We start from the raw sequence: 12,401 nt of genomic DNA, 5'->3' as shown, positions 1-12,401 counted from the left end.
CGATGGGGCGCTCGACCGCGCCAAGAGTGCCGGCCGGAACCGCACATGCCTGCGCCGTGCCTGACGCCGGGGGCAGCCTGCAGGCCGTCCTCCGACCGGTCGAGACCTGACCGTCGGCGGGACCCGCGGACGCCGTGACGCTGCAGGACGCCGCAACTCGTCCATACGGGGAACCCGAATCCATTTGCGCCGCTTTGCAGCGTCGTCCTATCTGACGATGCTGCCCTCCTCCGCCTGCCGGGACCGATGCCCTGACCGCGACAACGGCCTTTCTGATCCTCGACGTGGCGGGTGCCGCCTGCGCCCTGAACCGGACCTGCGTGAGCGAGGTGCTGCCTCTGCCCCGGCTGCACCAGCGGCCTACGGCGGGAGGCTTCCTCGCCGGCTTCCTCAACCTCGGTGGTACAGCGCTGCCGGTGATCGACCTCGCCAGACTCCTCGGATTGACGAGTACGGCCCCCGATCCCCACGCCGTGAACCGGCACCTCGTTCTCGACGCGCGGCGCTCCACCGCTTTCCTGGTCGATCGGGCCGAGGATCTCGTGGTCGTCCCCGATTCCGATATCCGCCCAGTGGAGCGGGACAGCACGCTCAATGGCTGCGTGGAGGCCGAATTCGAGCGGGAACGGAGCATCGTCCACGTGCTGAGCCCGTCCCGACTCCTCAGCGAGGAGGAACGCGCGCGTCTCGCCGCTCTCACCCGCACGGCTTCCGAGCGACTGGCGGCCCTCGACGCGACGACGGACCCGTGAGTGACCCCATGAGCGGATCTCCCGGGCCGAGGCCACGTCCGGCGAAGGTCGGCCCCGATCGCGATCCCGCCTTTGCCGCTCTGAAGGCGAAGGTGATCGCCCGCACCGGGCACCACTATTATGCCGACAAGGACGACCTGCTGTTCGATCGGCTGCGCAAGCGCTTCAAGGCCTGCCGTCTAGCGGATTCGGCCGCCTATCTCGCCCATCTGGACGCGGAAGCGACCGGCTCCTCGGAATGGGCCGCGCTTGAGGCCGAGATCACCATCGGGGAGACGTTCTTCTTCCGCTACGCCGAGCAGTTCGCCGCCCTGCGCGGCACCATCCTGCCCGGCCTCATCGCGGCGCGATCCGAGGTGAAGTCCCTGCGGATCTGGAGCGCGGGCTGTTCGACCGGGGCCGAGCCCTATTCCATCGCCATCCTGCTCCACGAATTGCTCGGCGACGCCCTGCCGCAATGGCGGATCGCCATCACCGGCACGGACATCAGCACCGAAGCCCTGGCGACGGCGCGGGCGGCCGTGTTCGGCCGCTGGGCCCTGCGGACCCTGCCGCCCGAGGAGCACGCCCGCTACTTCGTCCTCGGTCCCGCCGTGCCCGGTGTCGCGCGCGAGGGCAGTTTTACCCTGCGCCCGGAATTCCGCAGGATGGTCCGGTTCGAGCAGGGCAACCTGATGAGCCTCCTCGACGGGACGGCGCCTCCGCACTTCACCGAGTTCGACCTCATTCTCTGCCGCAACGTCCTGATCTATTTCCAGGCCGATTCCGTCCTCGGCATCGTGCGTGGCCTCGGTCGCCGGTTGACGCCGGACGGCTGGCTGCTCATCGGCCATGCCGAGCCGAACCCGGCCTTTTCCGGCATCCTGCGGGCGATGAACCTGCCGGGTACCGTGGCCTACCGCCCTCGGTGTGCCGAGGTCCTTGCCGAAGCGTCGCCCGCGCAGCCGGTGGTTCCCTCACCCGGCCCGGAATGGGCCATTCCGGTTCTCGATCCGGTTCCCCACGAGCCGATCCCGCCCGCTCCCTTCGAATGCGCCCTGCCCCCAGCGGAGCCCGTCGAGACCGAGGACCCCGAAGCGGTGCTCGATGCCGTGCGTGCCATGGCGGATTCCGGCCGGATCGCCGAAGGCTGGCGCCTGGTGCGCGGGGCGCTTCTCGCGACGCCCACGGACGCCCGGCTGCACTACTACGACGGGCTCCTCGCCTACGGACTGGGACGTGAGGCCGAAGCCGAGCGGGCCTTGCGCGGAGCGCTCTATCTCGACCGGACCTTCGTGATGGCGCATTACCAGCTCGGCCTGCTGCTCGGGGCCCTCGGCCGGCAGGCGGAGGCCGACCGGGCCCTCGACAACGCCATCCATTTCGGCCGCGCCCAGCCGACGGATGCCCGCGTCGCCGAAGGCGACGGCCTGACCGCCGGGCAACTGGTGGAAAGCGCCGATATCGCCCGCATGCGCATGAGGAACTCCGCATCGTGATCGAACCGCCCGCCGGATCCGCCGAGGTCGAGCCACGGATATCCGCCCTCCTCGCCGAGCGCACCGCCGCCCTGGCCCGCCGCGGAACGAAGGGCACCGATTCCGTCTCGAGGACGCCGTTCCTCGTCTGTCTTTCCGGGGCGGACCGCTACGGTCTGCCGCTGACGGCCGTCGCTCAGGTGGTGCCGGCTCGCGCCTGCACGCCTGTGCCCGGAGCACCGCCGGAGTTTCTCGGCCTCATCGCCCTTTCCGGCCGTGTCGTCAGCGTTCTCAGTCTCGCCGGGGCTCTCGGGCGACCGATGCCGCCGGGCGCCGTCGATTCCACGGGGCATATCCTCGTCCTTCGCGGCGGCATCGCGTCCTTGGCCCTCGCCGTCGACCGGGTCCTGGCCGTCGAGGATGTGGACGGCGCGCTCGTTGCCGACGCGCAGCATCTCGGCGGCTTGGGTGCGGATGCGGTTTCGGGCTATGCACCGGGTGCCGGCCAGGAGGCCGCCCTCGAGGGCGGTGACGCCGGCTTCGTCGTGATCGATCTGCCGCGTCTCCTGCGGCGATACCTGCCTCAAAGCTGACGGCCAGGCTCTCACGAGCCTTCGTCGTCGAGCGGTTTCGGAGCGTCGCCCAGAGTGTCGATCTCGATCGGAAAACGGATACTTCTCGGCTTCGTCACCGTCACCCTGGTGATGGTGGGGCTGGGCGTCTACGCGCTCGGCCAGATCGGGGCGGTTCGTGACAACACCACGATGATCGTCACGCGCGACCTGACCATCGCGCGCAAGCTCGATGATCTCGGCAACAAGTCGCGCGATCTCGGCAATCTTCGCCGCAACGGGGTCGTCGCCGCGCTGATGCGCAACCGCCCCGATGCCGAGATCGCCGCGATCATCGACATCTGGCGCCGGGTGGCGTCCGAATCCGAGGCGATCCTCGTCGACATCATCCGCACCGCCGATGGCTATTCTGCCACGGCCCCGTCGCCCGAGCGCGCCGCGATCTGGAAGAGGCTCGGCGAATCCGCCACCTCGGGCGCCGCCGATTTCCGGAAGTTGCGCACCGCCAGCGACGTGCAGCTCGCTGCCATCTCGGCCAAGGACGTCGATGGGGTGGAAGCCCGCAACGACGATCTCAACCGCCTCCAGGACGAGTTCCTGCGTGATCTCGACCGCACCCGCGACGTGCTCGACCAGGGGATCGATGCGGGCCAGCGTCGCTCCACCGACATCTACGAGCGCAGCCTCCTCTCCATCGTGCTGATCGTCGGTCTCTGCGTACTCCTGAGCATGATCGTCACGAGCCTCATCCGCCGTGGTGTGGTCAAACCCCTCGAAGAGGTCATGGCCTTCGCCGAGCAGGTGGGCTCGGGCGACCTGACGCGGACCCTTCCGCGGACCGGCGGCGACGAGATCGGCCGCCTCGCGGCGACCCTGAACGCGATGGTCTCCGGCCTCGCCGACCTCGCGCGCACCAACCGTGCCGCCACCGCCGATCTCAATGCCGCTGCCGCCGAGATCCGCGCCTCCGCCCAGGAGCAGGCCGCCAGCGTCGAGGAGCAGTTCGCGGCCGTGCAGGAGACCGCCGCCACGGTGGACGAGATCACCCATTCGGGCGCGCAGATCGGCAAGCGCGCCAGCGAGGTCATCGCCACCGCTCAATCCACCGCTCAGATTTCGCGGGCGGGCCTGCGGGCCGTGGCCGATACGGCCAAGGCCATGGATTCCATCCGCGAGCAGGCCGAGGCGGTCGCCGGCAACATCGTATCGCTCAGCGAGAAGACCCAGGCGATCGGCGAGATCATCACCACCGTCAACGACATCTCGGAGCGTACCCACCTCCTGGCCCTCAACGCGGCGATCGAGGCGGCGGCGGCGGGCGAGAGCGGCCGGAGCTTCGCCGTCGTCGCCTCGGAGATGAAGCTGCTCGCCGATCAGGCCAAGGCGGCGACCGCTCAGGTGCGCACCATCCTCTCGGAGATCCAGCGGGGCATCAACACCTCGGTCATGCTCACCGAGGAGGCGGTGAAGCGTACCGGTACCGGGAAGGCCCGCTCGGACACGACCCAGCGGACCATCGAGGAGATCACCGCCAAGGTGGAGGAGAGCGTCCAGACCTTCCAGCAGATCGTCGCCTCCACCAACCAGCAGCAGCTCGGGATCGAGCAGGTGATGGGTGCCCTCCAGAACATCCGGCAGGCGAGCCAGCAGACCGCCGCCGGAACGCGCGAGGTCGAGGCGGCCTCGGCCAATCTCACGGAACTCGCCCAGGCGCTCCTCACCCTCGCCGATCGATACCGACATTGACGGGAGCCTGACCGAGCAGCCGAGACATGGACATCCGCCAGCAGCTCCTCGCGGCCTTCGAGGTCGAGCATCGCGAGCATATCGACGCGATCCGCGCGGCCTTGGCCGGTGTCGCCGAGGACGTGCCGCCCGACTGGAACGACGTGTTCCGCCGGGCTCACAGCCTCAAGGGTGCCTCGCGGGCCGTCGACCTGCCGAAGGTCGAGGCGGTGGCGCATCGGCTCGAGACCCTCTTCGAGCGAATCGTCGCCGGTGACGCCGCCCTCGATCGCGAGGCGACGGGGGCGGTCGACCTCGCTCTCGACCGGATCGAGGCTCATGTGGCGGCCTTGAAGGGCGAGGCCGACCCGCCGATGCCGCCCGATGCCCTCGCCGCCCTGGACCGCTGCCTTGCCGGCCCCTCCCGGCCTCCGGCCGATGTCCCCGTCTCTCCCGTCGAAGCCACGCCGTTGCGGCCCCAGCCCCCGGCGGACGGAATGTCCGCAAGGTCGTCTCAGCCCAAGTCGCCGCCGAGCCAAGGCGAAATGATTGCGGAGTCGGGATCGCTGTTGCGCGTGCCGGCCGATGCCGTGGAGGCGCTGACACGCGCCTCGCACGAGCTCACGAGTGCGCTCGGTGCGGAATCGGTGATGGCGGAGGGTCTCGCGAGGCTCCGGCGAGACGCGGCGGCCCTCGGTCGTCGGGCGGAGACCCTTCGCGCGGGTAAGGACCGCCCCGGATCGATCCGGCCTCGGCGCCCCGACGGGGAGGAGGAGACGTCCGCCCTCGATGCCATGAAGGCGGAGCTGCGCGGCTTCGAGACGGCGCTCCTCGCTCTGTCGCGAGACGCTGCTCTGCTGGCCCAGACCCGTACCGGCGCCATCGCCGCGGCCGATGCCGCCTCGGCCCGGATCGGACGGGAAGCCGAGCGCCTGGCCCTGGTGCCGGCGGAGACGGTGTTCGGTGCGTTCCCGCGTGCATTGCGCGACATGGCCCGCGAGGCCGGCCGCGAGATCGACGTCGTGGCGCGCGGCCTCGACCTTCCCGTCGACCGCGCCATGCTTCAATCCCTGAAGGACCCGGTCCTTCATGCCCTGCGCAACGCCTTGAGCCACGGTGCCGAAACGCCCGAGCAGCGCCAGCGCCAGGACAAGCCGCCGGCTCTTTCGATCACCCTCGACGTCGCGGTGCGCGGCGGCCGTCTCGTCATCGGCATCCATGACGATGGACGCGGGCCGGACCTGCGGGCCATCGAGGCGACGGCGCGGGCCCGCGGCCTGATCGGCACCGCCGACGGCGATCCGGACGCTCTGCTCGCCGTGGTGTTCGAGCCCGGCTTCTCGACGGCGTCCGCCATCGATACCCTGTCTGGACGGGGCATCGGCCTCTCGGTCGTCGCCGACACGGTCCGGCGCCTCGGCGGCAGCGTCCGACTGGAACCCAGGGTTCCGGCCGGCACGTCGCTGATCATGCACCTGCCGCTCTCGGCCGCGCGAAGGACGATGCTGCTGGTCGATGTCGGCACGTCGACCTTCGCCCTGCCGAGCGCCAGCGTGAAGCGCCTGCTGCGCCTCGACCCGTCGCGTCTCGGTACGGCCATGGGGCGGAGCGTGGCGCGCCTGCCGAGGGAGGGTGGAGAAGACCTCTCCCTTCCCCTGGTCGATCTGGCGAACCTGATCGGTGTATCGGGCGATGAGAGCCGCCGGGACGATACCCGTCCGGTGACGGCGGTCCTGATGCGGGCGGGCGGGCGCGCATGGGCCATCCGGATCGATGCGCTCCGCGATGTTCGCAACCTCCTCGTCCTGCCGGCGCCGCCCTTCGGCGCGGACCCGCGCCTGATCTCCGGCACCGTCGTGCTCGGCAGCGATATCCCCATCCTGGTTCTCGATCCCGACGGGCTCGCAGCACGGGCCGGGGAAACGAGCCATGTCGCACCCGAGCCGCGCAGCGAAAGCGCTGGAACAGCTGCGGCCCCGCGACGTTCGACAATCCTCGTCGTCGACGATTCCATCACCACGCGGACCTTGGAGAAGGGCATCCTGGAGGCGGCGGGCTATCGCGTCGTCGTCTGTGTCGACGGGCAGGACGCCCTCGACCGCCTGCGCGCCGGCATCGAGCGCGTCGATCTCGTCGTCGCCGATGTGGAAATGCCGCGTCTCGACGGGTTCGGTCTGCTGCAGGCCCTGCGGACGGACGAGGCCTTCGCCCGCCTTCCCCTGATTCTGATGACCTCGCGGGGAGATGCGGACGATGTCGCACGGGGGCTCGGTCTCGGTGCCGATGCTTATCTGACGAAACAGACGTTCGACCAGCGCCAGCTTCTCGACACGATCGGGCAATTGTTGTGAGTGACACCGAACCGAGCCCCGCCGACATCCTTCCGGCAGCGAAGCAAGCGACGCGCTTGCGCGTGATGCTGGTGGAAGATTCGCTGGTGGTCCGCGAGTTGCTCCGCCACATCGTCGGCCGCGATCCGCGTCTCGAAGTGGTGGCGGCCGTTGCCTCCGGCGAAGAGGCCCTGGCAGCCCTTCCGAATGTCCGCCCCGATGTGATCTCGATGGACATCCGCCTGCCCGGGATCGACGGACTCGAGACGACACGGCGGATCATGGCCGAGCGGCCGACGCCGATCGTCGTCATCGCCGATTCGGTGGAGGATTCCTCCCTGCGCATCTCCATGAACGCGCTGCGCGCCGGAGCGCTCTCCGTGGTGGAGAAGCCGGTGGCGACGACGAATGCCGGCTACGATGCCGTGTCCGCCGAGATCTGCACGCAGCTGCGGATCATGGCCGAGGTGCCGGTGATACGGCGGCGGCCGATCGGTTCGGAATGGGCCGGGCGCCGGGCGTCGAACGTCTCGGCATCGAGCCTCGCCGCACCGCAGCCCCCCTCGGATGCCGCCAGCGTGCTCGCGATCGCCGCCTCCACCGGCGGCCCCCCCGCCCTCGCCCGGGTCATAGGCGGGCTTCCCGACGGCTTCCCCCTCCCCGTTCTCGTGGTCCAGCATATGGGTGCGGCCTTCATGGAGGGCTTCGCCTCCTGGCTGAACGGCGTCGTGTCCCTGCCGGTGAAACTCGCCGCCGATGGCGAGCGGGCCGAGCCCGGACATGTCTACGTGGCACCGGGCGATCGTCATCTCGAATGGGCGCCGGGCGGAAACCTGCGTCTCTCGGATGCGGCGCCGGTTGGCGGCCAGCGCCCGGCGGCGACGGTGATGTTCTCCTCGGTGGCGCGCCATGCCGGCGCGCGCGGCGTCGGCGCGCTTCTCACCGGCATGGGCGAAGACGGCGCGACGGGCCTTTTGGACATGCGCCGGGCCGGCGCACAGACCGTGGCCGAGCACGAGAGCACCGCCGTGGTGTTCGGGATGCCGGCCGCCGCGATCCGGCTCTCGGCGGCCACCGCCATTCTCCCGCTCGACCGGGTCGCGCCTCATCTCGTCCGCCTCGCCCTGCCCGGCCTCGCGGCGGCGGATACCTACATATGAGCGGGCACATGAGCGGGACGGGAGGTCCCGACAGCGACGCAGCCCGGCCGCGCATCCTGCTCGTGGAGGATTCCGAGACGCAGGCGCTGGAATTGCGCCTGCTGCTGGAGGGGCACGGCTTCGCGGTGGAGCGCTGCCCCACGGCGGAAATGGCCCTCGACCATCTCAACACCCGCCTGCCCGACCTCGTGGTGGCCGATCATCACCTTCCCGGCATGAACGGCGACGAGTTCACCCGGCAGCTCCGCCTGTCGCTGCGCACCCGCGCGCTGCCCCTGTTGATGCTGACAGGCGCCCGCGACGGCGAACGCCAGGGGCTCGAGAGCGGTGCGGACGCCTACGTGGCGAAATCCGCCGATCGGGACATCCTGATCCTGCGCATCCGCGCGCTCCTGCGTGAGCGCCAGGGCGGCAATGCGCCCGGCGACGGACTCGGCGTCTCCGCCTTCCGGCGCGGACGCGTCCTCGTTGTCGATGGGAGCGCCACCTATCGCACCTTCCTCGCCGGCCTCCTGGCGCATGAAGGGCATGAGGTCCGCACCGCCGCCACCTACGACGCGGCCCTCGCTGCCCTGGACGAGGCCGATGCCGCCTTCGATTGCGTGACCATCGACCTCCTCGGCCCCGCCTATGACGGTCTCGCCCTGTGCAGGGCCGTCGACCGACGCCGGGCGGCGGGGATCGAGGCGCGGGAGGCCGGCGCACCGACCTTTCACCTCGTCGGCATCGGTGGAAGCACCCCGGCCAAGGACTTCCTGGTGGAGGCCTTCGCGGCAGGGGCCGACGACGTCGTCTCGAAGGCCGACGGCGAAGTGCTCGTCATCCGTGTCAGAGGTCTGATCCGGCGCAAACTCCTCGAAGAAGACGATCGTCGCATCGCCGGCGAGTTCGGTGCCCGTGAGCGCGCTCTCGAACGGGCCCGCGCCGAGGCGGAGGCGGCCGAGGCGCGGGCCGCCCTGGCCGGCGCCCTCGAACAGGCGAACGAGGATCTCGCCACCGCCAACCGTAAGCTCACCGACGCGCAGGCGAAGCTGGTCCAGGCGGCCAAGATGGCCTCGCTCGGCGAGCTCGTGGCCGGCATCGCCCACGAGATCAACAACCCGCTCGCCTTCATCCTCGCGCATCAGGGCACGGTGGAGCGGTTGCTCGGAGAGATCGTCGCGTCGGAGGAGGAGCCCGGGTCGCAGCGCGCCCTCACCAAGGCTCGCGACCGCGTCGGCTCCATGCGGATGGGTCTCACCCGCATCCAGGATCTGGTCTTGAACCTGCGCAAGTTCTCGCGCCTCGACGAGGGCGAGCGTACTCTCGTCAACGTGCCCGAATCGATCGAGACCGTCCTCGCTCTGCTTCAGCACAAGCTCGGGACGCGTATCGCGGTCGAACGCGATTTCTCGGGCCGGCCCGAGATTCACTGCACCCCCGCCCTTCTCAATCAGGTCGTGATGAACATCCTCGGCAATGCGGCCGACGCCATGCCGGAATCCGGCACGATCGCCATCGTCACGCAGAGCCTGCCCGAGACCGATGTAATCCGGATCAGCGATACCGGACCGGGTATCCCCGAAGCGTTGCGGGAGAGGATATTCGAGCCGTTCTTCACCACGAAACCCGTCGGATCGGGCACGGGCCTCGGTCTCGCGATTGCGTACAGCGTGGTTCAAGCGCATAGCGGCTCGCTCAGCGTAGAGACGGCCGCAGGGGGTGGAGCCTGTTTCGTGATCGGTATTCCGCGGCAGGCGGCGTAGATATGGTCAAAGGCACGATCCTCGCCGTCGATGACGAGCCCGACATCCTGATCGCCCTCGAAGATCTGTTCGAGGACGAATACACGATCGTCACCAGTACGAAGCCGTCCGAGGCGCTCGACATCCTCAGAGCGACCCCGGACATCGCTGTGATCCTGTCCGATCAGCGGATGCCCGGCATGACCGGCGACGCCATGCTGGCCGAGGCGAGGGCTTTTCACGAAGCGCAGGCGATCCTGCTCACCGGCTATGCCGATATGAGCGCCGTCATCGCCGCGCTCAACCGCGGCGGCATCACCGGCTACGTCACCAAGCCCTGGGACCCGGTCCTGCTGCGCTCCACCGTGCGCCAGGCCTTCGAGCGCCACAGTCTCGCCCGCGATCTCGCCACCGAACGCGCTCTTCTGCTCGGGCTTCTCGACAATGCCGAGGACGCCATCGCCTTCAAGGATGTCGAGGGTCGCTTCGTGCGCCTCAACGCGCGCAAGGCCGGACGGCTCGGCCATACCGTCGCCGAGTGCCTCGGGCGGACGAGGGAGGAGATCGAGGGCGGGCCGAAGGTCGAGAGTCCTGCGCGGATCGCCGACCGCGCCGCCATCGCCAGCGGGGTCATTTCCGAGACGGTGACGGCGGAAGGTCCGATCGGGGCGGAGCGGTGGAGCCACGTCACCCGCGTGCCCATTCGAGGTGCGGCGGGGATCATCACCCACCTCGCCACCATCGAGCGCGACGTCACCGAACAGAAGAATCTCGAGGCGCGCCTGCGCCAATCCGACAAGATGCAGGCGCTCGGCACCCTGGCCGGCGGCATCGCCCACGATTTCAACAACCTCCTCACCGCGATCCTCGGGAGCCTCGAACTCGTCGGCCCCAAGATCGTGGATCAGCCACGGGTCCAGCGTCTCGTCACCAACGCGGCCCAGGCGGCGCAGCGCGGGGCGTCCCTCACGAAGCGCCTCCTCAGCTTCAGTCGTGCACGCGACCTGCGTCCCCGCTCCGTCGACGTGAATGCCCTCGTCGCCGGAATGGACGCGCTGCTCGGCGGCAGCCTAGGCGGGCTGGTGACCATCGCCACCGATCTCGTCGCGGCCGATCCGGCGGCCCTCGTCGACCCGGACCAGCTCGAACTGGCGATCCTCAATCTCTGCATCAACGCTCGCGATGCCATGCCCGAGGGCGGTACGATCCTCGTCTCCACCGGCACGGTGACGGTCGCCGACGATCCCGACCTGCCGTCTGGCGATTACGTCACCGTCTCGATCGCCGATTCCGGCATGGGGATCCCGCCCGAAATCCTGGCACGCGTCTGCGAGCCGTTCTTCACCACGAAGTCCGTGGGTCAGGGCACCGGTCTCGGTCTCGCCATGGTGTTCGGCCTCGCTCAGCAATCGCAGGGCAAGCTTCGTATCGAGAGCGAAGTGGGCAAGGGCACCCGCGTCGACCTGTTTCTCCCCCGTGCCGATGCGGCCGAGGAGAAGGCACCGCTTCCTGCCGGCATGACCACCGGCGCGGCCAGTCCGGCGCGCATCCTCGTGGTCGACGACGACGCCGAGGTCCGCCACGTCACCGCGTCGTTTCTCAACACCTTCGGCTATTCCGAGACGGAAGCGGCCGACGGCGCGGCGGCACTCGCCATGATGGAGGGCTCGTCCTTCGATCTCATCGTGGCCGATCTCGCCATGCCCGGCATGACCGGGGTCGAACTTGCGGAGATCGTCCGGCGCCGCTGGTCGGGCGTGCCGATCCTCATCGTCACCGGCCATGCCGAGGCGATCCCGATCCCCGACGACCTGCCGGTCCTGCGCAAGCCGTTCGACTCCGCCGATCTTGCGGCATTGGTGTCGGAGATGCTCGCGCCTGCCGCGTGAACCCGGCGGTCGGCACCCTAGGGCCGACCGCCACGACGATGAAACGCTACCCAATCCTCGACACGGAAGGCCGCGAGGCATCCGCATCCGTCGGGCCGCCCATAGGGGCGACGGACGTCGCTCGGTCCGGGGACCTTCCGCTTCACCGGCGATATCCGCGAAGCGGAGGCGCCGGGCTCTCCCACTCTCGGAAGCGACCATGAAAAAAGGCGACCTCTCGGCCGCCTTCATCACCGTTGGTTACCGGAAACCGAAGCTCACGCGGCGTCGGCGACCTGCGAGGGGCCCGAATCCTGGCCGCGGGCATCGACGTCGCGATCGACGAATTCGATCACCGCGAGGGGAGCATTGTCCCCGTAACGGAAGCCGGCCTTCATGATGCGGCAATAGCCGCCCGGACGGGCATTGTAGCGCGGGCCGAGCACAGCGAAGAGCTTGCGGACCATGGCCTCGTCGCGGATCTGCGACATGGCGAGGCGACGTGCATGCAGGCTGTCGGTCTTGCCGAGCGTGATCAGCTTCTCGATGACCGGACGCAGGTCCTTGGCCTTCGGCAGGGTGGTGATGATCTGCTCGTGCTTGATCAGCGCGGCGGACATGTTGGCGAACATCGCCTTGCGGTGCTCGGTGGTGCGGTTGAAACGGCGACCGCGAAATCCATGACGCATGATGGCTTTTCCTTGTCTGATGGCCGCCGTGCCACGGTACGGCCAAGCGCCCGGATGACCTGTTCATCGGGGCTGTTGATTCCGCATGACCCCGCGGCGGGATATCTATCGCCCTGTCATCCCG

Annotated in this window: 9 protein-coding genes; 8 read left to right on the top strand and 1 reads right to left on the bottom strand. The window is 69.3% G+C overall.

Annotation, left to right across the window (positions count from 1 at the left end; translation table 11 throughout):
- Window positions 1-251: 251 nt before the first annotated feature.
- The 8 genes from ACFQ4G_RS05735 (at window position 252) to ACFQ4G_RS05700 (ending at window position 11,609) form a co-directional block, all read left to right on the top strand.
- Window positions 252-752, top strand: a complete 501-nt coding sequence (locus tag ACFQ4G_RS05735) for a chemotaxis protein CheW (RefSeq protein WP_379039883.1) — start codon at window positions 252-254, stop codon at window positions 750-752.
- An 8-nt stretch (window positions 753-760) separates the two neighbouring features.
- Window positions 761-2,230 (top strand): CheR family methyltransferase, encoded by a 1,470-nt coding sequence (locus tag ACFQ4G_RS05730; RefSeq protein WP_238204561.1) that lies wholly within the window; start codon window positions 761-763, stop codon window positions 2,228-2,230.
- Window positions 2,227-2,802, top strand: coding sequence for a chemotaxis protein CheW (locus ACFQ4G_RS05725; protein ID WP_238204560.1), 576 nt, complete (start codon window positions 2,227-2,229; stop codon window positions 2,800-2,802). Before ACFQ4G_RS05730 ends, ACFQ4G_RS05725 begins: the two co-directional genes overlap by 4 nt.
- Before the next feature lie 54 nt (window positions 2,803-2,856).
- Window positions 2,857-4,527 carry a methyl-accepting chemotaxis protein gene (locus ACFQ4G_RS05720; protein ID WP_238204558.1) on the top strand — a complete coding sequence of 557 codons (1,671 nt, stop codon included), beginning with the start codon at window positions 2,857-2,859 and terminating at the stop codon, window positions 4,525-4,527.
- A 26-nt stretch (window positions 4,528-4,553) separates the two neighbouring features.
- Window positions 4,554-6,857: a hybrid sensor histidine kinase/response regulator gene (locus ACFQ4G_RS05715; protein ID WP_238204556.1), complete on the top strand. Its 2,304-nt coding sequence runs from the start codon at window positions 4,554-4,556 to the stop codon at window positions 6,855-6,857.
- A gap of 65 nt (window positions 6,858-6,922) precedes the next feature.
- On the top strand, window positions 6,923-7,996 hold the full coding sequence (gene cheB / locus ACFQ4G_RS05710) for a chemotaxis-specific protein-glutamate methyltransferase CheB (protein ID WP_238204691.1): 1,074 nt from the start codon (window positions 6,923-6,925) through the stop codon (window positions 7,994-7,996).
- A gap of 8 nt (window positions 7,997-8,004) precedes the next feature.
- Complete coding sequence (locus ACFQ4G_RS05705; protein WP_238204553.1) at window positions 8,005-9,741, top strand: response regulator; 1,737 nt, start codon at window positions 8,005-8,007, stop codon at window positions 9,739-9,741.
- 2 nt (window positions 9,742-9,743) lie between these two features.
- Window positions 9,744-11,609: a response regulator gene (locus ACFQ4G_RS05700; RefSeq protein ID WP_238204551.1), complete on the top strand. Its 1,866-nt coding sequence runs from the start codon at window positions 9,744-9,746 to the stop codon at window positions 11,607-11,609.
- Between the two features lie 257 nt (window positions 11,610-11,866).
- On the opposite strand, the gene rplQ is transcribed toward ACFQ4G_RS05700, so the two are convergent.
- Window positions 11,867-12,277, bottom strand: coding sequence for a 50S ribosomal protein L17 (gene rplQ / locus ACFQ4G_RS05695; RefSeq protein ID WP_238204549.1), 411 nt, complete (start codon window positions 12,275-12,277; stop codon window positions 11,867-11,869).
- Between the last annotated feature and the right edge of the window lie 124 nt (window positions 12,278-12,401).

Source organism: Methylobacterium marchantiae (assembly GCF_042679825.1).
GTDB classification, from domain to species: Bacteria; Pseudomonadota; Alphaproteobacteria; order Rhizobiales; family Beijerinckiaceae; genus Methylobacterium; species Methylobacterium marchantiae.
This window is presented reverse-complemented; position numbering and strand designations above follow the sequence as displayed.